Source organism: Dickeya sp. Secpp 1600 (assembly GCF_003049805.1).
GTDB lineage: Bacteria > Pseudomonadota > Gammaproteobacteria > Enterobacterales > Enterobacteriaceae > Dickeya > Dickeya fangzhongdai.
Window position 1 is genome coordinate 4,177,307 of record NZ_CP023484.1, and the last position, 26,389, is coordinate 4,203,695.

Annotated in this window: 18 protein-coding genes and 1 CRISPR repeat array; of the genes, 8 read left to right on the forward strand and 10 right to left on the reverse strand. The window is 54.2% G+C overall.

The window, feature by feature from the left end; translation table 11 throughout:
- Positions 1-11: 11 nt before the first annotated feature.
- From csy2 to CPA59_RS18670, 5 genes are all read right to left on the reverse strand, one after another.
- Positions 12-968 carry a type I-F CRISPR-associated protein Csy2 gene (gene csy2 / locus CPA59_RS18650; RefSeq protein ID WP_107760364.1) on the reverse strand — a complete coding sequence of 319 codons (957 nt, stop codon included), beginning with the start codon at positions 966-968 and terminating at the stop codon, positions 12-14.
- The gene (gene csy1, locus CPA59_RS18655; RefSeq protein ID WP_107760366.1) at positions 965-2,302 is read right to left on the reverse strand and encodes a type I-F CRISPR-associated protein Csy1; all 1,338 of its coding nucleotides are present in this window, start codon (positions 2,300-2,302) and stop codon (positions 965-967) included. Before csy1 ends, csy2 begins: the two co-directional genes overlap by 4 nt.
- A gap of 411 nt (positions 2,303-2,713) precedes the next feature.
- A complete protein-coding gene (gene cas3f / locus CPA59_RS18660; RefSeq protein WP_107760368.1) occupies positions 2,714-6,019 on the reverse strand; it encodes a type I-F CRISPR-associated helicase Cas3f in 3,306 nt (1,101 codons plus the stop codon).
- The gene (gene cas1f, locus CPA59_RS18665; RefSeq protein WP_038920154.1) at positions 6,016-6,996 is read right to left on the reverse strand and encodes a type I-F CRISPR-associated endonuclease Cas1f; all 981 of its coding nucleotides are present in this window, start codon (positions 6,994-6,996) and stop codon (positions 6,016-6,018) included. The genes cas3f and cas1f overlap by 4 nt, the downstream gene beginning before the upstream one ends.
- 296 nt (positions 6,997-7,292) lie before the next feature.
- Positions 7,293-9,240: direct repeats of the CRISPR family, unit length 28 nt; unit sequence GTTCACTGCCGAGTAGGCAGCTTAGAAA.
- Between the two features lie 330 nt (positions 9,241-9,570).
- Positions 9,571-11,271 (reverse strand): methyl-accepting chemotaxis protein, encoded by a 1,701-nt coding sequence (locus tag CPA59_RS18670; protein WP_107760370.1) that lies wholly within the window; start codon positions 11,269-11,271, stop codon positions 9,571-9,573.
- A 1,037-nt stretch (positions 11,272-12,308) separates the two neighbouring features.
- Between CPA59_RS18670 and CPA59_RS18675 the strand changes: the two genes are divergently transcribed.
- Complete coding sequence (locus tag CPA59_RS18675) at positions 12,309-13,853, forward strand: sensor domain-containing diguanylate cyclase (protein ID WP_255412310.1); 1,545 nt, start codon at positions 12,309-12,311, stop codon at positions 13,851-13,853.
- A 274-nt stretch (positions 13,854-14,127) separates the two neighbouring features.
- Positions 14,128-15,453, forward strand: a complete 1,326-nt coding sequence (locus tag CPA59_RS18680) for a diguanylate cyclase (RefSeq protein ID WP_159077959.1) — start codon at positions 14,128-14,130, stop codon at positions 15,451-15,453.
- A gap of 4 nt (positions 15,454-15,457) precedes the next feature.
- Here the strand turns inward: CPA59_RS18680 and CPA59_RS18685 are convergent, their stop codons facing one another.
- Together CPA59_RS18685 and uvrA are read right to left on the reverse strand one after the other, a co-directional pair.
- A complete protein-coding gene (locus tag CPA59_RS18685; RefSeq protein ID WP_107760376.1) occupies positions 15,458-15,877 on the reverse strand; it encodes a secondary thiamine-phosphate synthase enzyme YjbQ in 420 nt (139 codons plus the stop codon).
- A 90-nt stretch (positions 15,878-15,967) separates the two neighbouring features.
- Positions 15,968-18,799 carry an excinuclease ABC subunit UvrA gene (uvrA, locus tag CPA59_RS18690; RefSeq protein ID WP_049855540.1) on the reverse strand — a complete coding sequence of 944 codons (2,832 nt, stop codon included), beginning with the start codon at positions 18,797-18,799 and terminating at the stop codon, positions 15,968-15,970.
- Positions 18,800-19,043: 244 nt separating this feature from the next.
- On the opposite strand from uvrA, the gene ssb1 reads away from it, so the two are divergent.
- From ssb1 to CPA59_RS18705, 3 genes are all read left to right on the forward strand, one after another.
- Complete coding sequence (gene ssb1 / locus CPA59_RS18695) at positions 19,044-19,589, forward strand: single-stranded DNA-binding protein SSB1 (protein WP_038665930.1); 546 nt, start codon at positions 19,044-19,046, stop codon at positions 19,587-19,589.
- Positions 19,590-19,697: 108 nt separating this feature from the next.
- Positions 19,698-19,895 (forward strand): hypothetical protein, encoded by a 198-nt coding sequence (locus tag CPA59_RS18700; RefSeq protein WP_225622609.1) that lies wholly within the window; start codon positions 19,698-19,700, stop codon positions 19,893-19,895.
- A gap of 56 nt (positions 19,896-19,951) precedes the next feature.
- On the forward strand, positions 19,952-20,338 hold the full coding sequence (locus CPA59_RS18705; protein WP_107760378.1) for a hypothetical protein: 387 nt from the start codon (positions 19,952-19,954) through the stop codon (positions 20,336-20,338).
- A 371-nt stretch (positions 20,339-20,709) separates the two neighbouring features.
- Here CPA59_RS18705 and CPA59_RS18710 read toward each other — a convergent pair whose 3' ends face one another.
- The 3 genes from CPA59_RS18710 to CPA59_RS18720 all read right to left on the reverse strand — a co-directional run bounded on the left by CPA59_RS18710 (position 20,710) and on the right by CPA59_RS18720 (position 22,864).
- Positions 20,710-21,288, reverse strand: coding sequence for a flavin reductase family protein (locus CPA59_RS18710; protein WP_107760380.1), 579 nt, complete (start codon positions 21,286-21,288; stop codon positions 20,710-20,712).
- A 34-nt stretch (positions 21,289-21,322) separates the two neighbouring features.
- Positions 21,323-21,952 carry an NAD-dependent dehydratase gene (locus CPA59_RS18715; RefSeq protein ID WP_107760382.1) on the reverse strand — a complete coding sequence of 210 codons (630 nt, stop codon included), beginning with the start codon at positions 21,950-21,952 and terminating at the stop codon, positions 21,323-21,325.
- A gap of 402 nt (positions 21,953-22,354) precedes the next feature.
- Positions 22,355-22,864, reverse strand: coding sequence for a hypothetical protein (locus tag CPA59_RS18720; RefSeq protein WP_038665921.1), 510 nt, complete (start codon positions 22,862-22,864; stop codon positions 22,355-22,357).
- Positions 22,865-23,248: 384 nt separating this feature from the next.
- On the opposite strand from CPA59_RS18720, the gene CPA59_RS18725 reads away from it, so the two are divergent.
- From CPA59_RS18725 to CPA59_RS18735, 3 genes are all read left to right on the forward strand, one after another.
- Positions 23,249-23,836: a DUF4255 domain-containing protein gene (locus CPA59_RS18725; protein ID WP_107760384.1), complete on the forward strand. Its 588-nt coding sequence runs from the start codon at positions 23,249-23,251 to the stop codon at positions 23,834-23,836.
- A gap of 5 nt (positions 23,837-23,841) precedes the next feature.
- Positions 23,842-24,639, forward strand: a complete 798-nt coding sequence (locus CPA59_RS18730; protein WP_038920164.1) for a hypothetical protein — start codon at positions 23,842-23,844, stop codon at positions 24,637-24,639.
- Positions 24,640-24,786: 147 nt separating this feature from the next.
- The gene (locus CPA59_RS18735; RefSeq protein WP_049855533.1) at positions 24,787-26,340 is read left to right on the forward strand and encodes a phage tail sheath C-terminal domain-containing protein; all 1,554 of its coding nucleotides are present in this window, start codon (positions 24,787-24,789) and stop codon (positions 26,338-26,340) included.
- Positions 26,341-26,389 lie beyond the last annotated feature (49 nt).

The following is a 26,389-nucleotide window of genomic DNA, read 5'->3' on the forward strand; positions in this document are numbered from 1 at the left end:
GGTTTTCATCCTTATTCAAAGTCGTTCAGTTCGAATTCGTCGTAATCATCTGCTGCACGGTGTAGATCGTTGACGGTTTGCAGACAGCGGTAGGCGTGGTGTTGATCGTCGCGTTGATAGAGGTAACGCCAGAAAATACGGTTGATGTCGTCAATGCGGTGCACGCCGCACCACTCGCCAACGCCGTAAATGGCTTCGGCAAAACAGAACGGGGTGGACGGGTCACGGGTTTTCTCCACCTCGCCGGGGGCATACAACGGCGAAATGGCGCGGTAGCCGGTCATCAGCGGCACCAGATAGCCGCCTTGCGGTTTCGGCAAAGGCTGCCAGCTCACCGCATCATCAGAAGATCGCACCGCCTGATATTTCAGGGCAGCGAAATCGAGCCAGGCATCCAGCATGTCCGCCTGCGCGTCAGCCTGTTGCCGGGTTTCAAGATGCGACGATAACAGCGGGGTACGGTCCAGCAACACAAAGCCCGGTAGTAAACGACGCATCAGGCCGCGGGTGGCTGCGCCATTGGCGGGTATGTCATGGAAGCTCACCTGTTCGATATCCACAATCAGCCCGCCCGCCAGCCGCTGCTGTTGTACCTGTTGCTGCACCTGCTGGCGAAGCGCTTCGCGCCCGTCTTCACCGGGCAACATGCCATGGCATTCGATAAGCAGCGACACGGTGAGGTGCATCCGCCCCTCTTCGTTAAAAGCGGCGGTTTTTTCCTCTTTGGTCAGCGGGTTACGCGTCAGCGCAAAGCTGCGGCTCCAGCCGTTGCCGTAAGCGTGAACCTGATGCTGATGGCATACCACACCGCAGCCTTCCAGCCTCAAACCGTGGGATGCCTGCAACTGGCGCGACAACGCATGGGTAAAGCCAAGAAAATGGCTGATGGCAGGAAAACCGTAGGTGTGCCCGGCAATGGCGTTGGCATTTTCCACTACAATGCGTCGCAGAATCATCAACTTGCTCATGCCAGTTCCTCCTTCAGCGCACGCTCGGTTTCCCGCAACCGCTGCTTAAACAGCGCGGCGGTTGACCACTCGCGGCGCTCCACCTCGCCGAAAATCAGTTTTTCATGCTGCAATCGCGCATTCAGCCACAGGCCAAACTCGCGAGCGACCTGTTCCTTCCAGTCCCCCCCTTCGCGTGCATAGCGGAAAGCGTCATCCTGCCGACAGCGAAATGGGTCAAGCCACAGTTGCAGAGGAACATTCAGGCGGGAATCCTTGCTCCAGCCTGCCGGGCGCAGGTTTTGCACCGTGGCAACATAGCCAAATAAGGTATCGATCAACTGGTCCAGGTAGCGCCGACGCTGATTGCGAATATCGCGGTTGTTTTCCACCTCTTTGACGCTGAGCAGAAATTGCCGCATATCACGGCGATCCACGTAGGTCAGCGCATCCACCTCGCCGTTGTTGCGAAAGATGGTGTCATGATCAAGCGGCGGTTTAATTTGGCTGCGCCACTGTGGTGGCGTACAGTTGAGCAGATAGGAGCGACCGCTGCGGGCAGAATTGAGCGCGGAGATATTTTGCGGCTTGGTGCCGCCCATGTTCTGCACCGCGATACCGGGGTAGCTGACGTCAACCTCATCGTGCCAGCGCTTTTGCCGCCGGGCTTCACGGGTGGCTTTGGCCTGCTCACCGAAGCGCACCGCCGTCAGGCGTTGGTCCAACGCCTGCGACAGAGAAGAGGAATAAAGCGGACTGAGTAAGTGGTATTCGCCTTCACCCACCGGAAAATAGATCTGCTTTGCCAGCTTATGGGAACTGGGCTGCTTATCGGTCAATACCTGCCCGAATCCGGCCAGCCACTGCGCCAGCTGCTGCGGGCTTTCCGCCAGCGCTTCCAGTGCGCGGTGGTCGCCCCGCTGTAGCGCCGCCACCAGCGAATCACCCTGATGCTCGGTTTGCAGCAGTTTGGCCACATCCAGCGCCGCCGCGTTGCCCACCGCATCAATCGCCGGTTGCGCCAGCGACGCGGTGGAGAGCACATCCGTAGCCGTTGCAGGCTCGGTGCTGAACACACTGCTGCCTTTGGCATCGCTGTGGGTGAATTTCAGTGCGTGGGTCACCAGGCTAATCTGCCCGGCGCGGCTGGCGGCATCCGTCAGCCAGGTGCGCACCTCATAGGCCTGCTCTATCTCGCGCCGCTGCTGCAAAAGCGTCACTTCCGCTGCGGCCAGCGCCTCACCGCTTAACGCCGCCCGTTGTTTGTCGGCGGCTTTATCGAAGGCATCCAGCTTGGCCTGCTTTCGGGTTTCGATATACGACAGGATAAACGCTTGCAAACCCTCACTACTCATAGCCGATTCCTTGAGCGTGCTATCAATTATTAATTAGTTACGGTTAATATTCAGGGAAAAAATCGAGAACCACTGCGCTTTTACTGATGATTCTGACGGGTTGCTAACAGCCATCGAAACAGGTTTCATAAGCAATCCGGCAACCATGTACAGTACAGCTATACACAACAAGCTCGATTGTTGAGGCTTCATTTCATTATCTCCACTTATCATTCTGGACGCGACGAAATGAATAGTAGTCTTGCCAACCTTAATTATCAACCGAGACATATTTCTTTTTATAAAAAAAAATAGCCTTTACGTTTTAACACCTCTAGAATTAGTCCGACTACCGGTCAGGTAGCTTAGAAAGAGACTGATTTGCTATCCATTAGCATCTCAACCTCAACTGCCGTACAGGCAGCGGCGCACTCACTTGAGTGCGCCAAACACCCCGAGCCACCGATGCCAGCACCACGCCTGGTTGTCGCGGGTGCTGATGCTGACTTCACCAAAGCGGTCGCTGACTCTGGCGAGTTCCCACTGCTTTTCCTCGGCCAGTTGCAGGTAAAGCGTGGTGTAATCCATCTCTACCCAGAGGCTGACGCCGTCAGCCATGGCCTGTTCCACTGAGCGAATCACATCGATTTTTTTCCAACCGCTCTGGCCGTCGTCCTGCAACATAAAACGCGTTTTTTCGCCTTCGTCTTCCAACCGCAGCCAGTAGCGCTGCTGCGGGTCTGAGCGGCGAAACGGCGTGTGCCGCTGTAGTTCTCCGTTCCAGTGCAACGAAACCTTCCACCACAACACCGCTGCGGGTTTATCTGTCGGCCGCGGTTTTGCCCTCCCCAACAGCATTAACCTTAATGCTGCGTGTTCGAGGCTGATTAGCGTCAGTTTTTTGAGATCTAACGGTGGCTCGGTAATACGCGGTGCAGCGCTGATGTGCTGGTAGTCCTCCGGTTTGAGGATCTCCCGCAGGTCGTGGCTGGCGAGTGTGAAGCCGTGCTCTGATTCAAAACCGGGGCGACAAAACGCAATCGTTTGCTTATCACCGGCCGGACCATGCCGCAGCGCCCGCACGTTATGGCTCAGCAAATAAAAATTGGGCGAAGTCGGCACAAACTCTTCACGCTGGCGGTGGCGCAGAATACGCCCGGCCAACTGAATAAAAGAACGCATCGAGCTGGGTTCGGCGATGGCCCAGTCATAATCGTGATCGCGGCCCACTTCCGCCACCGAGGTTGCCAGCACCACAAACAGGTGATGCTGCTGCGGCTGCTGTTCGATGGCGTCACGAATTTCCGCCACCTGCCACAGTGCGTCCGGGTGTTTGCGCATCAGCGCCGCATCCAGCCGCGCTTCGATGTGGGAGCGCATCGCCAGCGGGTGCTGGCTGTGATAAACGCAATAATGCACGCAGTAATCCGGCGGGGAAGGCATCTCCATCAGCGCACGCGCCACCGCCACCAGCGGGTTGATGTTCGCCATGCGAATCAACCCCAGCGACACGGTTTTGCCGCCGGAATGCGTCTGGTGATGGTGCTGATGCAGCGCAAACAACCGTTGGTGCAGGGTTTGCGCCACCGCCTGGCACACCGCGCTCGCCTCTTGCGTCGAGCTTGCCACCGGTTCAATCTCCGCCCAGCGCAGTCGCTGTTCCTGCTGTTGCAGCTTGTCGATACGCCCGGCGACAAACGCCTGATGCTGTTCGGCAAAGGCGTCGGTATTCGCCAACTGCCGGCAGTCGCTGTCGAATTCATCAAACCAGCCGCAGCAAATATCCAGCGGCGTTCCCGGCTCGCCATACGCCTGCTGCCAGGCAGCGCGACCGTTCAGATAAGCCTCGAACAGCGCGCGAATCAGCGCCGGCGGCAGCGTGGCGGACGACAGCAACACCCGTGAGCCAAGCATCCCCGCCCAGTTCACCAGCCGACACAGCGCGGGCAGGTCTTCCAGCCCGAAATCGTCCGGTTCGTCCAGCACCAGATCGGCGGTCAGCAACCGCAGCATCGGTGCAATCTGGTGACCGCCGCGCAGGCTTTCGGTCGCCGGCATCAGGTGATCAATGGTAGTGACCAGCACCGGCGCGCTCAGTAACTGGTGCAGCGTCGGCGATTTTTCCAGCCAGGTTTTCAGCCGCCCGTCATCCAGCGAACCTTCGTAGCTGACGTACTGATGTTCCGCAAACAGCGCCTCGGCGGATTCGCTGCCGGTCTGCGCGGCACGTTCCTCTTGCTGCCGTCGCTCATGCAGCTCCTGCACCGCCTGCGAGCCGATCAATACCGCCAGATCGTCCTCCTCCAGCGTCAGGCGCTGGCGCAGCGCGTCGCCGGTTTGCAGCGTCAGCGTGCGCAGACCGAGCGCCACGGAGAAGCGGCACCCGCGTGATTCATCCGCCAGCCCGTACATGATGCGAGCGTTCGCCAACGTCTTGCCGCGCCCGGTGGAGGCCATATTGACGCCAAAGAAGCCGTGGCGAGCCGTTTGCTCACGGATAGCGCAAACCTTGTCAAACGCTTTGTCCTGCCAGCGGAAACGCGCATCGGTGCTGCGCTGGCGAAAGCCTTTGTGCCGGGTGATGGCGGGCAACGTGTCGCGCAGGTGCGGCAGGCTGCGCCCCAGCAGCAGCGCATTCTGCCCGACGCCGACGCAGTGTTCGTCCAGTTGCTGCTTGAGTTTGCCGGTCTTCCTATCCGTGTTAGCCCATACCGTATAGCGGTGATCCTGCCAGCCGGTCGTGGCGGCAGCAGAGGAGTAATGGTGATCCGCCAGCATCAACACCAGCCGCGCCAGATGCACCGTCAGCCGTTGATCCAACTGACCGAAGGTCAATAACGACGGCAATTTCAGCGCGCGGGCGGCGAACTTGCGCGCCTTTTCGCACCAAACGCGGCTTTGCAGCGGCGTGCCGTGAGGAAAGTTCCACACCTGTTCCCACTGCGTATCGCTGCCATCAAAATTCAGATGGTTGACGGCATTCCAGCGCGGTGAAACCTGCCCGGTAAGCCAACGGTCAGCGCACGCCAGATCGGGCGACACGTTGTCGCCATCTTGCTTTTCCCACGGCTGAAACAGCGGCAAGCGGTGATGCGACACAATCAGCCAGCCCACCACCTGCGCCAGCGGCGGCAAACCGCGAAACGGCGATGCCCATGACTCCGGATCATCCTGCTGCAACCGCGCCAGCAGCGCGGCCTCATCCTCCGGGCTGACGGCGGTAAGCCCCGTCAGCCAGCCGGTGTCATCCCGATCGCCGACAAACGCCTGAAACAGCCGCAGCGACACCCATTCATGGCGATAAGGCTGGCTGCGCGGCCCTTTACCCTGCAATCCGGCCTGAAATAACCCATTGGCTTTGCCGATGTCGTGGAACAGGCCGGCAATCGCCGCCAGCAGGCTGAAGGCTTCGGCGCTATGCCACGGGTTTTCATCGTTGCTGCGCAGAATATCGCGCTCGGTGCGGTTGGTCGGTACGCTGCCCTGCAGATTGAAACGCCGCAGATTGCCGACAATCCACAGCAGTTCGGTGTGATTGGCGCTGCGAATCCAGTGACAGGCGACGGCGGTGTTACGTCGCGCGGTTTTACGCAGCAACTGGCGCAGCGTTTTCAGCCCTTCTGCGGTGATGGCGGTCTGCCAGGTGCGCTCGCCCTTGCGCTCGGCGAACTGGTCCAGCACCCGGCGGGTTTCCACCAGCGCCCGCTTGTTGCATTCGGAAACCAGCAGAATATTCATCGCGCCACCTGGCTGCGCTGCTGCGCTACCTGTTGCAGGCTGTCGATCATCACATCCAGCGCCTCTGACTGGCGAAACGCCGTCAGGCAGCGCTGGCGGAAATCCTGCTCGTCTTCGCCTTCCATTGCGGCAATGAACGCCTGCGGCAAAATCAGCGCGTCTTTGATCAGATCGGCCACATCAAACACCAGCCCGCCGCGCCGGGTTTTGCCGTGCAGCACCGCCAGCCCGTGCGGCAGGCCCAGCACCCACAGCGCCACCGCCGCCAACCCATAAGCCAGATAGTTGCCGTGGTCGAGAAAGCGGTTCGCCAGATCGGTGCCGCCGCCGCGTTTGGCGCGGGTAAACTCGCCATAGCTCACCGCGTTGGCCGCCAGCCGGTACAGCGCTTTGGTCATCATCGCTTCCTGCACCAGCACATCGTTACCGGTGCGACAGTCAACCAGCCCTTGCTGATAGCGGTTAAGCAAGGCTTCCACCTGTTCCGGTTTGATGGCGAAACGCGATTCGCGCGACAGTCGCCCTCCCAGCCAGTGCTGGCGAATCTGCCCGATGCGTACCTGCTGAAAGGCAATGGCCGCTGCCAGCCGCTGTTGTTCGTCAAACCAGAAGCTGACCCAATCCTGCAAATATTCGGTAGGCCGGTACTCGCTCTGCGGCGACAGCCACGACACCGCCACTTCGGCCTCATTGGCGGCGAACAGCGGCGTGCCCCCACCGCCGCAAAACCCGACCATCACCCCGGCGCGGGCAAATTCCCGCATCGCCGCCTGCGTCACCGAGGTGCCGGTGCCGAGCATCACCACGCTGGTATTGGCGATAGGGATATTCCAGTACAGCGACTGATTTCCTTCTTCAGTGACATACTCCACCCGTCCGCCATTCACCAAAATACGGCAATGCTGGAGGTAATAAATATTGGCGCGTTTGGAATGCAGAATGGTTTTTAAATCCGACGGGCTGAATACGTTATCCATAAAACAGACTCTCTGCCGCAGTGATAGACAAACACCACCCGCGTAATAAAACGCAGGCTAATAATGAATTAGAAAACACGTAATCTACTGGAAAGTAACGAAAATCAGCCTAGCACAGCCCAAACGGGAAAGTGAATGACGCCAGAAACACTTTTCCCGCTTCGATACCCTTTTTTCAGCCGCCTTTTTCGGCATTGAAAAATCAATAAGTTACCGAGGGCCGAAAAAAAAGGGTCTGCTGGCGAAAATCGCCAATTGTGGGCCGAGATACAACGGGTTAGAGTCAACGAGCTACAGTTCACTGCCGAGTAGGCAGCTTAGAAATAATCCTTCTAATGCTGGTTTTGATAAGTGATGTTCACTGCCGAGTAGGCAGCTTAGAAAAGTGATGCCCCACAATGTGGGGCGTATAGAATGTTCACTGCCGAGTAGGCAGCTTAGAAAGTAACCAACTCTGATAATATTAAATCGTCGGCGTTCACTGCCGAGTAGGCAGCTTAGAAATGGAAGGAATGGCTGAGCGACTCAATGCCACGGTTCACTGCCGAGTAGGCAGCTTAGAAAAATTAACCGTTCTCTCCTGGTAGGCAAAAACTGTTCACTGCCGAGTAGGCAGCTTAGAAAAGCGTATGCCGATGAAAAGACTGGGATATATTGTTCACTGCCGAGTAGGCAGCTTAGAAATTGCAGATGCGTTTGTCATGGCATATGCGCCAGTTCACTGCCGAGTAGGCAGCTTAGAAAAGCCGTGACAGCAAAGTAATCAAAACTTCCCTGTTCACTGCCGAGTAGGCAGCTTAGAAAAACAATCTTATTGAAATGTTTTACAGGATTTAGTTCACTGCCGAGTAGGCAGCTTAGAAATGATAGCGGCCGCGCCGTGCCGCCCGAGTGGGGTTCACTGCCGAGTAGGCAGCTTAGAAATGCCGCAACCAGCAATGATTGGCGCATTGGCGGTTCACTGCCGAGTAGGCAGCTTAGAAAAGTAGAGTCACTCGCGCCACCGGCACCAACCGGTTCACTGCCGAGTAGGCAGCTTAGAAAACATTTATTTCTGGGAATTTGTCGATTATCTCGTTCACTGCCGAGTAGGCAGCTTAGAAAGATATGGTGCGAGCCAAGCTGTACAAGGCGATGTTCACTGCCGAGTAGGCAGCTTAGAAACAGGAGATTTACGGCTCACCGGAATACATGGCGTTCACTGCCGAGTAGGCAGCTTAGAAAATGACGGGAGTGGGGTCACCAAACGAGAACGAGTTCACTGCCGAGTAGGCAGCTTAGAAAGATATGGTGCGAGCCAAGCTGTACAAGGCGATGTTCACTGCCGAGTAGGCAGCTTAGAAACAGGAGATTTACGGCTCACCGGAATACATGGCGTTCACTGCCGAGTAGGCAGCTTAGAAAATGACGGGAGTGGGGTCACCAAACGAGAACGAGTTCACTGCCGAGTAGGCAGCTTAGAAACTGTGCGTCCGTGTACCCCGCCCAATCGCCGGGTTCACTGCCGAGTAGGCAGCTTAGAAATGAGCGATATCACCATCCGGCAGTACCACCAGGTTCACTGCCGAGTAGGCAGCTTAGAAAACCGCGTCAGCATCGATCAGAGTAACGTGTTGGTTCACTGCCGAGTAGGCAGCTTAGAAAGCCATTTTGCGTCTGGCCGTTGATGTTAATGGGTTCACTGCCGAGTAGGCAGCTTAGAAAGCACATCGTCGCGGCGCTACAGCACTTCGATAGTTCACTGCCGAGTAGGCAGCTTAGAAAATCGCCACTGATATGCGCGCATTACACGAAAAGTTCACTGCCGAGTAGGCAGCTTAGAAATCAATTCCCAGCGCGTTGCGGACGCGTTGAAAGTTCACTGCCGAGTAGGCAGCTTAGAAATGTTTCGACGCCACGTAACTTGCTCTGATGGCGTTCACTGCCGAGTAGGCAGCTTAGAAATCCCTGCGCAGATCGTGATAGCGTAAATCCTCGTTCACTGCCGAGTAGGCAGCTTAGAAAAAAGGGCCGGGCAACTTCCGCAACCTGTTTCTGTTCACTGCCGAGTAGGCAGCTTAGAAACTGAGGATATCGAGTACGGCGATACGTTACCCGTTCACTGCCGAGTAGGCAGCTTAGAAAAGCTATTCGCTGCGCGACACTATCAACCAGGTGTTCACTGCCGAGTAGGCAGCTTAGAAATGGCTACGTAGTGTTTTTGCACTGCTCGATGCGTTCACTGCCGAGTAGGCAGAGGTTGACGGGGTTGCTGGCGTTAAAAACTACGCTGAGGTGGGCGACTTCGCCGGGTGAGCCGCACGGACGCGGCGAAAGCCTGTGCCGTGCTGGGAGCACGTCACAGGCGGCCCGAACAGCGAAGGCGAACGCCGAAGGCACCGCGTAGCGGCGTAGTTTAGCCTCCAGCCAGTGGTCAAGGAGAGGCGGCGTTTGAGCCTATCCTTGTCGTGCGTGCGATGAAGTGGCAAAGAAACGACTCTGTTTATCACGCACGAAACCCTTCACAGCACCGACATGTTCTCTCTATCCTCATCCGGCAGTATTCCCTCCCCCACTCGGGGAGGGAAATATCACTCAGAACGACGTCCAGTCGTCATTGCTACCGACGGTGGCGGCGGCACGTTTTTCAGTCGCAACCGGGCGAACGGAAGCGGCAGACGGCAGCGCGTGGGATAGCGCCGCCGACCGACGGGCCGGCGACGGCGCGCCGTTGCTGCCCTGCGGCGTCAGGCGGAACGCGCTGACCGCTTCGGCCAGCAGCGACGCCTGCGATTGCAGCGACAGCGCGGCGGATGCCGACTCTTCAACCAGCGCCGCGTTCTGCTGGGTGGTGGTGTCGATTTGTCCGACCGCGATGTTGATCTGGCTGATGCCATCGCTCTGCTCATGGCTGGCCTGCGAGATCTCGTTGATAATGCTATGCACATCTTTAACGTGACCGGTCAGGCCATCCATAGTGGATTCGGCGGTATCCACCAGTTGCATCCCTTCCTGAATCTTGTCCACCGAATCGTCGATCAGTTCCTTGATCTCTTTGGCCGCCGTGGCGCTACGCTGCGCCAGCGAACGCACCTCGCCGGCCACTACCGCGAAACCGCGCCCCTGCTCGCCGGCACGCGCGGCTTCCACCGCGGCGTTCAACGCCAGAATGTTGGTCTGGAACGCGATGCCATCGATCACGCCGATGATTTCAGCCATACGCATAGAGGCTTCACGAATACTCCGCATCTTATTGGTGACCGACAGCATCACTTCGCCGCTACGGTGCGCGGCCGACGACGCCTGATTGGCGATCGACGTGGCCTGCTGGGTGTTTTCCGCGGTGTTTTTGATGGTCGACACCAGCTCTTCCATCGACGCCGCCGTCTGCTCCAGCGAACTGGCCTGTTCTTCGGTACGGGACGAGAGATCCTGATTACCCGCGGCAATTTGCGAGGCGGCGGTGGAAATCGCCTCCGCGCCGTCGCGCACCTGGCCGACAATCTGGCGCAGGCTGTCGTTCATGTTGTCCAGCGCCTGCAAGAGCAATCCGGCTTCATCCTTGCGGCTGGTGGAAATCTGCGAGGTGAGATCGCCCTGCGATACGCGGTCCGCCATGACCAGCGCCTGCTGAATCGGCTGGGTGACGCTACGGGTGATCGCCAAGGCAATCCACATACTGAGCGCCACACCCAACCCCAGAATCACCAGCAGCACCAGACGGATCTCATGATAGGTAGCCGACATGCTATCGACAGTACTCATCATCATATCGTCCTGATAATCCACCAGTTGGCGCACCGCCTTGCGGTAGGCTTTTTGTAACGGATTAAGGTGGTCGTTGAATTCGTTGATCGCCGCGTCCCGATCATTGGCTTTCACCAGCGCAATCACTTTTTGGCCGGAACTCAAAAAATCAGCACGAATAGTGCGAATATCACTAATGACCTGCTGAATTTTTGCATTATTGGATTCGTTGGCGTATTTTTCCAGCTCACTCATCAGCCGGGTAATTTCCTGGGAAACAGGAGGAATTTGATCGGTGACGGACTTGATTTTGTCATCACCAGACACCAGCAATAATTGCTGAAATACCCTGACACCTTCACTAACATTTTCGATCAGATTATTGGCATCAACAGTTTTGGGATATATCTCTTGTACGATATCGCGTGCATTGTCATGAAAACTCGACAACTTCAATATTGATAGTATTCCCACTATCAACAGCATGGCTGCCAGGGCGGCAAATCCGGCCCCCAGACGATAACCAATTCGCCAGTCAGATAAACGCATTCTCAGCTCCTCACTCCTTTACTAATAACAAAATGTCATAAACATGACGTCCTCAGGGGCAAAACACAGAGCCGCGTTAAAACAGGCATCGCATCCGTTACTGTCAGTAATCGTGATAAGGGCACAGCAACAATCAGGCTAATACGTCAGCCAGCCATCACGATGAAATACTTCTCATCCCCTTTTCAGGCGACAAAAATCATTTCTTTTCCACAGTGTGTAAGACAAAAACATTATAAAAAAAAGAAATTCAAAAATAGTAAGGCTAAGACCGGACGCGGAATAGTATTCATCGGCCGCCATGACATGCACTCTGGCCTGCTCCCTGACCTACTATCGGCACCTCATTCTAACAACCTTTATGATTCGATCGATAAAAACATTCAAATAATGACTATAAATAGCAATTGACTATTGGTTTTCAGATATCGATCGGAAATAACCACAAAAAAGACATACTCTTTTCAAGGTTAACGCACATCAGCAGCGAAACGTTAACAAGGTTCCGCGGCAACGCCGGCTAAAAAAGAGAGAGGGAGAAGAAGAGCAACCTGACTATTTTTCATTAATAAAAATAATCAGTTGCAAAAAAAATTGCGAACGGTGATCGCGGTAAACGGCCAGAATGAGTTAAAAAGACCGTCGCCAGACTGGTTTCTTTAATCCCTATTTTTGAGCAAACCAGGGAGCAAGAAAACCAAACGAAATTAATACCAGGCTAATCAAAAGTAGCCAGACGTGATAACAATTCTTATATCCGACATTCATAATCATGGAATTAATTTTATTAAAACACGGTTCCTTCCCTTATTCCCGTTCCTGCTAAAAATTTCCCGTAGCGTCTGTTGACACTATTTTAAACCTTGACTAATACTTAATCATTAAGGGTAATACTCTGCCTTAATTGGGAAATGAATTAATTGCACATTTTGTGCAACCAGAAATGGTAATAAGCCGGTAAATATAACTAAATGCGGATAAAAAAACTGCTACAAATAAATCTTTTGCATTTAATCCTGTTCATTTCTCTCTCCAGCATGTTCGTTACGCTATTGAATAGCTATTTCACCTTTTATCATGTTCAAAAGAAATTGCTTATTGAACAGGCAGTTAAGGTAAACTCTAGTTATTCAGCCAAATTATCCGCGACCGTGGATAACTTTTTCTCTACGTCGGAAGAACAGCTGGACTACAGCGCCAGGCTGATCGCCAACCATATCCAGTCCGGTAATTTTCGGTCGCTACAAGCCGAGCTGCAACGTATTCATCAGTTAAGCCACGGATTCAACTCGATGTTGGTGATTACGGCAAACAGCCAGGTCATTGCAGCCTCGCCGACGTCGCTAAATTTGACAGGCATCACACTTACCTCAAACGAACACATGACGACATTAAAAGCCAAAAGGTTTTTTATTAGCGCGCCTCATACGTCCCTAAGCGGCAATTATATTGTCTATATATCCTACCCTATCGTGGATGACATCGGTAATTATCTCGGTTATATCGGCGGTTCCCTTTATCTTAATAACCGCCGTATTCTGAATGAATTCATGAATACGCAATTCAGCAATGACAGTTTTAATACTTATGTGATTGATAAAGAAGGCACCATTATTTATCACCGCGACGCCAGTCAGATTGGCAGAAAATTCAGCGACTCAAATATTCTGAATTCGATCGCCAATCAGGGTAAGGGCAGTTTTATGATGCCGGATGAACAAGGCATCCCTTCACCGGCATCGTTTATCCGAACACAGAAGGCGGACTGGATTATTATCACCCAGCAGTCGTTCCATTCGCTTGAGGAAGCGCTGAACGATGTGATGCTCAGCGTCCTGAAGCAAGGCACGCCGCTGGGTATCCTTACTCTGCTGGCGCTCAGCATTCTGGCCTATTACATCTCCAAACCGCTGCGTCAGTTGGCCAAATCGGCCAGCAGCATGGATCAGCTCGGCGTCATTAGCAAAATCCGCTCGGTCAAGTCCTGGTACCTGGAAGCAGAACAGCTAAAACGGGTCTTACTGATGGGCACCGTATTGCTGCACAAACGCATTGGCCGCCTCAGCTCGGAAGCCCATACCGACCTGCTTTCCGGCATGTTGAACCGACGAGGCATGCTGGAAAGCATGGAAGAGATCCGCAGCGAATATAAGAAGGTCTCGGTGATCGCTATTGATATCGATCACTTCAAAACGATCAATGACTCTTTTGGTCACGACGTCGGCGACGAGGTGATCCGCAAACTGAGCCAGCAGATCCGTAAAAACTTCCGCAAGACCGACCTGGTCTGCCGCATTGGCGGCGAAGAATTCCTGATCCTGCTGCCGGGCGCGGATATTCATGTCGCCACGGTAATTGCCGAACGGCTGCGCAATAACGTCGCCAACACCGTCTATATGCCGGGTTCCCGTCACCATCAGGTCACCATTTCAATTGGCGTGACGACCTTTAACCCGCAGAAGTCGGCGCTGGATATCGCCATCAAGACGGCGGACAACGCGCTGTACAAAGCCAAAAATGGCGGCCGTAATCAGGTGGTGGTGGAATACCTCTCCGACGATATTTCTCTGGCACAGCATTAACCACGCCCGGCCGCTGTGTCGCGGCGCGGTTCCTCCGTCTGCCTAAAGGCTCGATCCGGGCGCATTAGCTTAATTGTGAGACCCTGCCTAATGTTATAGATTCGTGTAATCACAACAAAAAATCGGACGTTAAACGACAATGGCAGACTGTCAAAAAACCAAACTTTTTTGTGCCGGTTTATTGGTATCTTTTTGTTTATCTTATTTATTTTTATTTAACATCCAGAATGCGAAAATCGCCCCGCTCTGGCCGGTTAACGCTTTTATGGCTTTCATGGCGATAACCAACAGAAAGCAGCTCCATTACTCCGTTTTTTTTGTCCTGTTTTTTATTAGCCACACGGCGGCCTCATTCAGCATCCCGCAGGATATTTCCCGACAAAATCAGATGCTGCTCGGCGTTATCGACAGCCTGTTTGTGCCGCTCTATTTTCTGTCCTTGCAGACGGTTATCCGGTTTAAGAACCTGTACTACCCCATTCGAAGAACGGTCATTTTGTGTGCGCCGATAGTGGTGACCAGCATGCTCCAGTCGTTGGTATATTGCAGCCTGCTGTACTCGCTTGATAACGGCAATTATGTGATGGCATCGCTCGACTGGGCGACCGAACAGATCGCCACCGGCGTTCTGCTGTTCCTGATTCTTACCGGATTCATGGCCTATAAACGGGCAGGCGCGCCATTATTAAAGGCGGTTCAGCGGCATAAAGCCGACGCGATGCTGATCGCCGCCTCGGTGCTGGTGCAAATTCTGCTGATACAAAGCAGCACGCTGGAACAAACCATCCTGCTGCTTATCCCGCTGGCGCTGGTTTCGATAAAACTGAATTTCTATCCGTCGGCCCTGCTGTCGGGCCTGACGCTATTCATCGTCTATACCCTTATCTCCACACGTTATTATGGCGACTACTGGAAAGACACCTCGCTTATCTATCTTGAAAACCTGATTTCCTATCGCCTGAACACCCTGATTTCCTGTCTGGTGATCATGCTCATTTGTGAAAAGAATTACGCCAAACGTTTCGCCATCAACATTATCAAGCGGAAAGTTTATACCGATTATCTGTCAGGGCTATACAACCGGAAATTCCTGTGGAAAAAGGTCCAGGAAATACCCAAAGAGACCACGCTGTCGGTTTTGATCTGCGATATTGATAACTTCAAGCACATTAACGACACCTATGGGCACGGCAATGGCGATAAAATTATTCAGGCCGTCTCCCACACCATAAAAACGCATATTTCGCACCACGATCTCGCCGTGCGCTGGGGCGGCGAAGAATTTCTGATTTTGTCGCGCTCACCGGACAAACCGTATCTCAATACCCTCAGCACGCGCATTCTGGACAGCATCCGCGAGTTGCAGATTACGCTTGACGGCGACATTGCCCGGCACGTCACGGTGAGTATCGGCGGTTGCACATTCGAGTATCGGCAATCACCGGATTTTGTCATGGCGATCGAAACGGCGGATAAACTACTGTATCAGTCCAAGCAGGCGGGGAAAGATAGAGCTACCCTGCACATTCTGGCGCAGGACACAAACGAATCGGAATCATACCTGCCCGTCTTACCGTCGGCGGAACACGAGAAACTGTAATAACTTACTCGCCCTGCAGCGTCGCCACCAGCGAACGGCTGCCGCCGTGATTGCGGTGTTCGCACAGGTAAATTCCCTGCCAGGTGCCGACATGCAGCCGACCATTGCGCACCGGCAACATCAGGCTGCTGCCCAGCAAACTGCTTTTCAGGTGCGCCGGCATGTCGTCGCTGCCTTCGTAGGTATGGCGGTAATACGGCTCGTCTTCCGGTACCAGATGGTTAAAGGCGCTTTCAAAATCCTGCCGTACCGTCGGATCGGCGTTTTCATTGAGCGTCAGCGAGGCCGAGGTGTGGCAGATAAACACATGCAGCAACCCCACCTTAACGTCACGCAGATCCATCACCTGCGCCAGCACCTCATCGGTAATCAAATGAAAACCGCGGGCACGGGGTTTCAGCCGAATATCGTATTGTTTCCACATCTCACGTCTCCTGTGGTGATGAATGATTGCCGGAGGATGCCATAAAAAAGCGCGGCAAGCCGCGCTTAACAACCGCCGTCTGGAACTCGCTTAACCGCGTTCCAGAATCGGTTTCAGGAAACGGGCGGTGTGGGATTTCTCGCACTGCGCCACCGTTTCCGGCGTGCCGGAAACCAGAATTTCACCGCCGCCGCTGCCGCCTTCCGGCCCCAGATCCACGATCCAGTCCGCGGTTTTGATCACATCCAGATTGTGTTCGATCACCACAATGGTGTTGCCCTGATCGCGCAACTGATGCAGTACCGCCAGCAGTTGCTGGATATCGGCAAAGTGCAGGCCGGTGGTGGGTTCGTCCAGAATATAGAGCGTCTGCCCGGTGCCGCGTTTCGACAGCTCGCGCGCCAGCTTCACGCGCTGCGCTTCGCCGCCGGACAAGGTAGTGGCGGACTGCCCCAGCCGGATGTAGGACAAACCGACATCGATCAGCGTTTGCAGTTTACGCGCCAGCGCCGGGATGGCGTCGAAGAACTCGCGTGCTTCTTCGATAGTCATCTCCAGCACTTCATGGATGCTCTTGCCCTTGTATTTAATTTCCAGCGTTTCGCGGTTATAGCGTTTGCCTTTGCATTGATCGCAGGGGACGTAAATATCCGGCAGGAAGTGCATTTCCACCTTGATCACGCCATCGCCCTGACAGGCTTCGCAACGCCCGCCGCGCACGTTAAAGCTGAAACGACCGGGGTTATAACCGCGGCTGCGCGCTTCCGGCACGCCGGCGAACAACTCGCGGATCGGCGTGAACACGCCGGTGTACGTCGCCGGGTTGGAACGCGGGGTGCGGCCGATCGGGCTTTGATCGATGTCGATCACCTTGTCGAAATGCTCCAGCCCCTGAATGTCGCGATACGGCGCCGGTTCGTTCAGCTCGCCGCCGTTGAGCTGGCGCTGGGCGATCGGGAACAGGGTATCGTTGATCAACGTCGACTTGCCGGAGCCGGACACCCCGGTAATGCAGGTGAACAGCCCGACCGGCAGGGTGAGAGTCACGTCTTTCAGGTTGTTGCCGCGTGCGCCAATCAGCTTAAGGACTTTACCCGGATCCGCCGGAATGCGCTGCGTCGGGATCTCGATTTTGCGCGCGCCGCTCAGGAATTGGCCGGTCAGCGATTCCGGCACCGCCATGATCTGGGAGGCAGTCCCTTCGGCGATCACCTGCCCGCCGTGAACGCCCGCGCCGGGACCGATGTCGATGATATGGTCGGCGGCGCGGATGGCGTCTTCATCGTGTTCCACCACAATCACGGTGTTGCCGAGATTACGCAGATGGATCAGCGTCTCCAGCAGGCGCTCGTTGTCGCGCTGGTGCAGGCCGATAGACGGCTCATCCAGCACGTACATCACCCCGACCAGACCGGCGCCGATCTGGCTGGCCAGGCGAATACGCTGCGCCTCGCCGCCGGACAACGTCTCCGCCGAGCGCGACAGCGACAGGTAATTCAGGCCGACGTTGACCAGAAAACGCAGGCGGTCGCCAATCTCTTTCAGCACTTTTTCGGCGATTTTCGCCCGCTGACCGCTCAGTTTGATGTTATGGAAAAACTCCATCGCGTGGCCGATGCTCATATCGGCAATCTGCGGCAGCGTGGTCTGCTCCACATAGACGTGGCGCGCTTCTTCACGCAGTCGGGTGCCGTTACAGCTGGCGCACGGCCGGTTGCTGATGAACTTTGCCAGTTCCTCGCGCACCGCGGTCGATTCGGTCTCTTTGTAGCGGCGCTCCATATTATTGAGCACCCCTTCGAACGGATGGCGGCGCACCGACGTATCACCGCGATCGTTGATGTATTTGAACTCGATGTTTTCCTTGCCGGAGCCGTAAAGAATGACTTTCTGAATCGCCGGGCTAAGGCTATCGAACGGCGCTTCAACGTCGAATTCGTAATGATCCGCCAGCGAGCGCAGCATCTGAAAATAGTAGAAGTTACGGCGATCCCAGCCGCGAATAGCGCCGCCGGCCAGCGACAGTTCGCCGTTTTGCACCACCCGCGCCGGGTCGAAAAACTGCTGTACGCCAAGCCCGTCGCAGGTCGGGCAGGCGCCCGCCGGGTTGTTGAATGAAAACAGCCTGGGCTCCAGCTCATGCATGCTATAGCCGCACACCGGGCAGGCGAAGTTGGCGGAGAACAGCAGTTCCGGCGCGTTCGCGTCATCCATATCCGCCACCACGGCGGTGCCGCCGGACAGCTCCAGCGCGGTTTCAAACGATTCGGCCAGACGCTGCGCCAAATCGTTGCGCACTTTAAAACGGTCCACCACCACTTCAATGGTGTGCTTTTTCTGCAACTCCAGTTTCGGCGGGTCCGACAGGTCGCACACTTCGCCGTCGATACGGGCGCGGATGTAACCCTGCGTCGCCAGATTTTCCAGCGTCTTAGTGTGTTCGCCCTTGCGCTCTTTAACGATCGGCGCCAACAGCATCAGCCGTTTGCCTTCCGGCTGCGACAAGACGTTGTCCACCATCTGGCTGACGGTCTGGGCATCAAGCGGAATATCGTGTTCCGGGCAGCGCGGCTCGCCGACGCGGGCGAACAGCAAACGCAGGTAATCGTGGATTTCAGTGATGGTGCCGACGGTGGAACGCGGGTTGTGCGACGTGGATTTCTGCTCAATGGAAATGGCGGGCGACAACCCTTCGATGTGATCCACATCCGGCTTTTCCATCAGCGACAGGAACTGGCGGGCATAGGCCGACAGCGACTCCACATAACGACGCTGCCCTTCGGCATACAGCGTATCGAACGCCAGCGAGGATTTGCCGGAACCGGATAACCCCGTCACGACGATCAGTTTATCGCGTGGAATAATCAGGTTGATATTCTTCAGGTTATGGGTACGGGCACCACGAATTTCGATCTTATCCATGCACACTTTTCCCGCAATAGACGCTGTTCTTTCATCCTTTCCGTACGAAAGGAAACCGGTAGAAACGGCCGATTATGGCACAAAATAAACTGAATGGATATCCAGTATCCGATTGCAAACAACGGCAACGCAGGAAAAAAGACCGGAACTGGCTCGCGACTCTCACACCGGTATAATCTGCGGCACTGACATGCTAGAATTCTTCGCTTAAACTTTAAAAAGTGATTGATCAGGAGACACCAACATGGCCAGCAGAGGCGTTAATAAAGTGATTCTTATCGGGAATCTGGGTCAGGACCCGGAAGTCCGTTACATGCCGAACGGCGGCGCAGTCGCTAACCTGACTCTGGCCACGTCGGACAGCTGGCGCGACAAGCAGACCGGCGAGCAGAAAGAGCGCACCGAATGGCACCGCGTCGCGCTGTACGGCAAGCTGGCGGAAATCGCCGGCGAATACCTGCGCAAAGGCTCTCAGGTGTATATCGAAGGCCAGCTGCGCACCCGTAAATGGCAGGATCAGGGCGGTCAGGATCGCTACACCACCGAAGTGGTGGTTGATATCTCCGGCAGCATGCAGATGCTGGGCGGCCGCGCAGGCGGCGGCGCTCCGGCCGGCGGCGGCATGGGCAACAATGCGGGCGGCAACGCGCCACAAGGCGGTTGGGGGCAACCACAACAGCCGCAGCAAGCTAACCAGTTCAGCGGCGGCGGCCAATCCCGTCCGCAGCAAAGCGCGCCGATGCCGAGCAACGAGCCGCCGATGGATTTTGATGACGATATTCCGTTCTGATAAGCGTCATCAGTGCCGGGGCCAACACTGGCTTCGGCATTATGTACAGGTTCAAGGATGAACCCGGTTACCACAATAAATTCAGAAAAAAGGACGAGGATATTGCCTATGTCACGTTCATTTGAATTGCAGAGAATTTCCGAAGCACACCGCCAGGCTATGTTGCAATCCGTCGAACAGGCATCAAACCGCGCCAGCGCAGCAGGTGTGGCGGCAACAGTCAGAACACTTTCTCAGTCGGACCTGAACGAGCTGATTCATCAGGCTATGAGTCAGGTATTACGTTCCAGTGACGAACAAGGGTAAAATTAACTGCTGCTTGAAAAACCTTTTATGTTAATAAAGGACGTTATTTTAGAGCGATGGAAAGCGATAATTCTTTGGTGATAGCTAATGAAAAATCATGGGTTTTTCAGTTACTGGTAAAAAGTCCAGAAGACAGTATTGGTTTGATAGCCTACTCGTTCTATAAACTTGAAAAAAACCAATACGCTGAAAAACTGCGCGCTAATGGTCAATCCGATCAGGAAATTGATCTTGCCGTAAAGCAATTTCATGAGCAGGTTGTACATACTCAACGACGTTTAGATGCTTACCGTGATAATGCCAGAACAATGTTTTCTCGCCTGTTGGAAGACTGGGAAGAGGAAATCAGGAAGGATTATCAGCAGCAACTCGATATTATTGATAAGAAAAACTCAGAAATAGAAAATCTTAAAATAGAAATAGATAAAAAAATCAAACAATAGCTGAGAGCGACATAATAAAAAGTCGGGCCATTGAGAATGCCAAAGAAGAGGCCATTAAAGAATTTTTTCGAGCCGCATCAAGAAAAGAAAAACAAAAAACACCAATTGCATTACGTGTATTATCCTGGATATGGAGTGGTTTTTCGGGAATTATCGCCAGCATTATTTTATTTATTTTCCTCTATGGCATGGTGGGATTATTAACTACACCAGAAAGAAAATCACAAATCTGGCAATGGGGAATAGAATCATTTAAATCCTCATCCCCTTTACCGCCAATAGAAAACAGTAAACCACAATAAATACGATCAGCTGTATTATGGCGCTTATTTCCCCTCAACGCCCTGCTCTTGCAGGGCGTTAGTTTATGGTCACGACTCTTTCGCATCCAGCGCATCGCCGATGGCGTAGTAGTGCCCGCCCGCCACATGATGCAGGCTGCGCCATTTCGGGTCGGCGTCTTCAAAATGCCAGTGACCGTGGCTGAATACACGCGAATCGGCCCAGGCGCCGATGACCTCGCCGATAAACAGGTCGTAGGTTTGCTGGTTGTGGGGTTCAGGAATCAGTTTGCACAGTAACCAGGCGGCGCAACCGGCAACCAGCGGAACATCCGATTCGTCGGAGCGAAACAGTTCCACCTGGCAGCGCGCCAGCTTATCCGGGTTATCCCGCAGGCTGATGCTGCCGACCTGATTGGTCAGTTCCAGCTGTGCCGCCGTCGGCACCTGAATGGCGAAATAACCGCTGTTTTCCAGCAGCTCGCGTGTTTTTGTCGCCTTATCCAGCACCACGGTCAGCTTGGGCGGTGCGAAATCCAGCGCACAACACCAGGCCGCCGCCATCACATCGTCCACACCGTCATGACAAGCCGATACCAGCACCGTCGGCCCGTGGTTAACCAGCCGATAGGCTTTTGCCAGTTCAACCGGTGAAATCGCGCTATTCATATTGACTCCTGCGTTATGCACTTTGCCCTTCACTTTACACCAGATGTTCAGAGGTAATCGCCCGTACACCCGCGGCAGGATTCAGCGCCGCCGCCAGCAACGCGTCCGCAATCCGTTCGGCCGGATTAATACGCCAGCTTAACGGCAGCAACGGATGTAGTACGCGCAGCGCCTGCTGCGCCACCCATTCGCCGGGCCGGCGCTCGTCACGCTCGCCGCCTATCAGACCGGGGCGCACCAGCGTCAGCGAGGAAAACCCCACCCCGGCCAGATCCCGCTCCAGCTCGCCTTTCACCCGGTTATAGAAAAAACGTGATGATACATTGGCGCCCGACGCCGAATTCAGCACGTAGGCCGGCGTGCCATGCGCGTGAGCCAGCCGCGCGGCTGTCAGCGGATAGTCGTGGTCAACCCGATAGAACGCCGTCTGACTGCCCGCCGCCTTGATGGTGGTGCCCAGCGTGCAAATTACCGCATCCGCCTGCCACCAGTCGGCGTCTTCCGGCAATTGTTCAAAATCCACCGGCGGCGCGATCAGTTTGTCATGAGCCGATAATGCACGACGCGCCGGCGCCACCACCTGCGTAATACGTGTATCGGCCAACGCTTTTACTAACGCCTGATGACCGACCAGCCCGGTTGCTCCGATCAGTAATAATCTCATGTTTATTTCTCTGTATTGGGTAATGAGGCAAAGCAGCTTCGAAAAATAGTAGATCACGCTAAGGGTACGCAGTCCGAATAGTGCGATCGCATTAATCGCCAGATATCACAAATCACCAATCGGGCTGAGTCATGTCCGACATAGCATTTAAGCATAATTGCAATCAATGGGCGGTGATGTTGCGGAAATAGAAACGAATGCCCCGTCGGTTGTTTGTGTTTCTAAAACAGATGAAATTCAAAGAACCGTACAATAACAATAGTTTTTCATTATTTCCCAAGCTGTAACAACGCACCGAAATGAATGAAGTCTAATTATAGAAATGAGCGGACCGCGCAACTTTTTGCGCAAGTCCGTTCAACCGGCAGATCCGTTCAACTCAAAGGTTGAGCTGCCTCACCATTATGGGTTGCAAACAATTTCCTTGCCTTCAACCTTCGAAAATTTGACCGTCTTGTCATTGATGCGCCAGGCGTGTTCAACCGTCCTTGGCCATGCTTTTTCCTCCGATGGGATAAACGTAACAAACGTATCGAAGGAATTCGAACCATCAACTACACACGAAACGATTTGTGCTTTAGGGTTTTCTTTCGGTGAAGGTGACGATAGGACGTCTTTGACGATTTCGCGACGCTCGAGTAAGAAATACTCCCGACCGCATATTTGCCATGACATAAGCGACCATGGATCACCATCACTTTCCATGCCGTAAGTCCCCAGATCTTTTAGATCAATACTCTTGTAACGCTCTTCAATGGCAACAACACGCTCATTTGGCATATGACGCCCGATTAATGCCGAGGGAATATCACTCTTACAGGTTATACCATCGAATGACTTCGCCGCTCCAATAGCGTGGGAAGAGAGTAAAATAAGGGGTAAAAGTAGACTGACAGAACGCCCCAAGGTCATGTATAGCCTCCGAATAGCTAATATAGAGATAATAAAATCATCAAGAAAAAAGATAAGAAAAACCTCAAATACGGGTTTAAAATCCTGACAATCGGCAGGGTCAAACCCAATAATTGCGTAACAATACCATAAGAATCAAGCACAAAAAAGCGCCAAATAGATTTAACAAAAGCAGGTAAAAAACATCACATCAAAAATAGAAGCAATAAAAAAGACAATAGAAATGAATAAATCATTTCAAACACCAGTAAAAATCATGATTAATTCAGTCAGAAATCCGAATGCTCTTTTCAGCATGAATGTCATCAGCAATACTTGCTGTACGACTTACAGCCACCTCATTTATAGCGAGTTCTAAAGAGGATAATTAATAAAGGCCCCCCCATGATCCACACCTCTATCCATTACCTGACCCGACAATTAAATCAATACCTAAAAAATACCCTAAATCTGCATGACGATGTCGTAGTGATAGCTAACCCGGCCGATGACGATGGCAAGATGTTTCCGCTGGCGAAAAATAAACTGGTGGTATTTCTGTCGAATATTGAACGGGAAACGCTGACGCACCGGGGCAATACCGCCAATCCCGGTAACCGCTTCGCGGTCGCCACGCCGCCGTTATACGTTCGGGTTTCCATGGTGGTGGCGGCGAATTTTACCGGCGCGCAATACGCGGAAGGATTACAGATAATTGCGCATGCGATGGCGTTCCTTCATAAGAACGCCCAGCTTAACCGTTATAACGCCCCAGATATGGACGAGGCAATTGAGCAAATATTATTGGAAATGGACAGCCTGCCGCGCCATGAGCTTGGAAATATGTGGAACATGCTGGGAATCCGCTATTTGCCGTCCGCCGTGTATCGCCTGCGGGTGAGAATCGCCGACAGTCAGGCGATTCAGTCTCAGTCGGAAGGCGTCGGGCAGTTGCATACTGTCGTGACAAAGGATTACGTGACAAAGGATTAATCACCATGAGCGATTACGGCCTGCTGTTTCAGCTGCGTATTGAGCACGAATTCTTTGCCGGCTGCGCCAGCCTGCCGTTTTATGGCGAACTGGCGCCGTCCAGCCAGCACGCCGCGAAACAAGCCGGACTGTTGTTTAAACCCTTGGCCGACGGGCTGATGGTGCTGGCGGATCGGGCGCAGAGTGCCCTGCTCATAACGGAAGCGTTATCGCTGCAGTGGTGGTTTTGCAGTCGGGACGCCGGGTTTTTCAGCTATACCGCGATACCTGGGCTGGCGGAGCGGGATACGCCGCGTTTTCGCTACACGCTTGGCGAGTCGGAACCCGGCGAGGTGCGTTTGCAGGCGGCCAACGACACGGCGCCGGCGGGAACAGCCAGTCTGCGCGCCCGGCCGGCGAGCCTGGCCTGGCTGGTTGATATTGAGATAAGCGCCGCCGCTATCGCTGCCTTTATCGATCATCAGGCGGCGCCATTATTGATTGTGCCGTTTCTCAGCCAACGGCGGCGCTGGAAATATCTGTTCACCGCGCCGTATGTGAATGCGCAATCGCGTATTCAGGATAGCCGTCAGGACAATCAGTTTGATTATCTGGGAACGGAAACCCTGGCTAACGGAAAAAGTGCGCAGGCGTTTATTTCCCGGGAGCCGTTAAAAATGCAGAAAAAGTCCGATTACCATTTTCAGCTTTATCAGGAAAACAAATTATTAATTGACCCATTACCCGTGGCGACACCGCTTAGTCAATGTCGATTAAAAATTGAAAAGACATCAGAAGTCGTTTCGGAAATCATTGTTAACTGACATACCGATTAAAAAGGGCAATAAAAAACAAAAAAATAAAATATCAGCAATCAGCACATTACTCACTGGAGCAGGCACCATCCTTTATTATACGCGCCGTAATGCGTGGGGTGGATATATATACCTCAAATCAGAAGGAATCAAATTATGGGTGTAATGAAAACCCCAGGCGTTTATATTGTTGAGAAAAATGCCTTCCCCAATTCAGTGGTGGAAGTCGCCACTGCGGTGCCGGCATTTATCGGTTATACCGAAAAGGCGGAAAATGGCGGCGTATCGCTACGCAATAAAGCATGGCGTATTACTTCCATGTCGGATTTTCGCCATTATTTCGGCGGCGCGCCGTTGCATAAATTCGATATCGTCGAAAAAACCGACACGGTATTAGGCGACGCCGCGTTCAGTCAGGCCGGCAAAACCTATGCCCTCACCCAGGCCAATACCCGCTACCTGCTGTATTACAGCATGCTGTTCTTTTTCCAGAACGGCGGCGGCCCCTGCCACATCGTTTCGGTGGGCGGCTATCAGGACGCAATCGACGCCGATACCCTGAAAAACGGCATCACGCCGCTGCTCAAGGAGCCGGAACCGACGATGGTGCTGACGCCTGAAGCGGTATGCCTGAAGGAAGACGACTGCATCAATGTGCAGCAGGCGGTGCTGGCTCACTGCGGCGGCACAATGAAAAACCGCGTCGCCATTCTCGACGTCTGGGAAGGCTATAAAGACAGGCAGGACCCCAGCGGCGATTGCATCGCTACCTTTCGTTCCAAGCTGGGCATCAACTACCTGGACTACGCCACTGCGTACTACCCGTGGCTGAACACCTCGATCATTCAGGACAGCGACATCAGCTTCGCCAATATCAATAACCCGGACATCCTGACCACGGTGCTGAACGCCGAGATCGCCGGGGCGTTCAAAGATCTGGACGGGCTGAGCGCCGAGCAGTTGAACAGCGGCGGCAACAAGCTGAAGGCGGCCAAAAAGCAGCAGATGCTGGACGAAGTCGCCAAACTGACGGTGGATCAGAGCGAAGCGGAAAAAACGCTGCTGCACAAGATCCTGTTCTCCATCAGCCCCATCTACAAAAGCGTGCTGGAAAACATCCGGCGCCAGCAGAACCTGCTGCCGCCCGCCGCGTCGATGGCGGGCATCTACACCATGGTCGATAACGCCCGCGGCGTGTGGAAAGCCCCGGCCAACGTCAGCCTGAACGCGGTGGTTTCCCCCAGCGTCAACATCAGCGCCGACGAGCAGGAAGACCTGAACGTCACCACCCAGGGCAAATCCATCAACGCGCTGCGCACCTTCACCGGCGAAGGCACGCTGGTGTGGGGCGCCCGCACGCTGGACGGCAACAGCCTCGACTGGCGCTACGTCAACGTGCGCCGGACCATGATCATGCTGGAAGAATCCATCAAACAGGCCGCCAAAGCCTACGTGTTCGAACCCAACACCGCCAATACCTGGGTATCGATGGAAAGCATGATCGAAAACTTTCTGTTCGGGATCTGGAAACGCGGCGGGCTGGCGGGCGCGTCGCCGGAAGACGCCTACAGCGTGGACGTCGGGCTCGGCAAGACCATGACGCCACAGGACATTCTGGAAGGGATCCTGCGCATTACGGTGCTGGTGGCGATCAGCCGCCCGGCCGAATTTATCGAAATTACCTTCCAGCAGCAGATGCAGAAATCCTGATTCTGACCGCTGACGATCTGATGTTTTATCACCTCTTCAAGGAGAACAC

What these genes read in the sequence shown, in the direction of transcription:
- csy2 (WP_107760364.1), bottom strand. Translation starts at nt 968, where the DNA reads ATGAGCAAGTTGATGATTCTGCGACGCATTGTAGTGGAAAATGCCAAC.
- csy1 (WP_107760366.1), bottom strand. Translation starts at nt 2,302, where the DNA reads ATGAGTAGTGAGGGTTTGCAAGCGTTTATCCTGTCGTATATCGAAACC.
- cas3f (WP_107760368.1), bottom strand. Translation starts at nt 6,019, where the DNA reads ATGAATATTCTGCTGGTTTCCGAATGCAACAAGCGGGCGCTGGTGGAA.
- cas1f (WP_038920154.1), bottom strand. Translation starts at nt 6,996, where the DNA reads ATGGATAACGTATTCAGCCCGTCGGATTTAAAAACCATTCTGCATTCC.
- CPA59_RS18670 (WP_107760370.1), bottom strand. Translation starts at nt 11,271, where the DNA reads ATGCGTTTATCTGACTGGCGAATTGGTTATCGTCTGGGGGCCGGATTT.
- CPA59_RS18675 (WP_255412310.1), top strand. Translation starts at nt 12,309, where the DNA reads ATGTTCGTTACGCTATTGAATAGCTATTTCACCTTTTATCATGTTCAA.
- CPA59_RS18680 (WP_159077959.1), top strand. Translation starts at nt 14,128, where the DNA reads ATGGCGATAACCAACAGAAAGCAGCTCCATTACTCCGTTTTTTTTGTC.
- CPA59_RS18685 (WP_107760376.1), bottom strand. Translation starts at nt 15,877, where the DNA reads ATGTGGAAACAATACGATATTCGGCTGAAACCCCGTGCCCGCGGTTTT.
- uvrA (WP_049855540.1), bottom strand. Translation starts at nt 18,799, where the DNA reads ATGGATAAGATCGAAATTCGTGGTGCCCGTACCCATAACCTGAAGAAT.
- ssb1 (WP_038665930.1), top strand. Translation starts at nt 19,044, where the DNA reads ATGGCCAGCAGAGGCGTTAATAAAGTGATTCTTATCGGGAATCTGGGT.
- CPA59_RS18700 (WP_225622609.1), top strand. Translation starts at nt 19,698, where the DNA reads ATGTCACGTTCATTTGAATTGCAGAGAATTTCCGAAGCACACCGCCAG.
- CPA59_RS18705 (WP_107760378.1), top strand. Translation starts at nt 19,952, where the DNA reads ATGGAAAGCGATAATTCTTTGGTGATAGCTAATGAAAAATCATGGGTT.
- CPA59_RS18710 (WP_107760380.1), bottom strand. Translation starts at nt 21,288, where the DNA reads ATGAATAGCGCGATTTCACCGGTTGAACTGGCAAAAGCCTATCGGCTG.
- CPA59_RS18715 (WP_107760382.1), bottom strand. Translation starts at nt 21,952, where the DNA reads ATGAGATTATTACTGATCGGAGCAACCGGGCTGGTCGGTCATCAGGCG.
- CPA59_RS18720 (WP_038665921.1), bottom strand. Translation starts at nt 22,864, where the DNA reads ATGACCTTGGGGCGTTCTGTCAGTCTACTTTTACCCCTTATTTTACTC.
- CPA59_RS18725 (WP_107760384.1), top strand. Translation starts at nt 23,249, where the DNA reads ATGATCCACACCTCTATCCATTACCTGACCCGACAATTAAATCAATAC.
- CPA59_RS18730 (WP_038920164.1), top strand. Translation starts at nt 23,842, where the DNA reads ATGAGCGATTACGGCCTGCTGTTTCAGCTGCGTATTGAGCACGAATTC.
- CPA59_RS18735 (WP_049855533.1), top strand. Translation starts at nt 24,787, where the DNA reads ATGGGTGTAATGAAAACCCCAGGCGTTTATATTGTTGAGAAAAATGCC.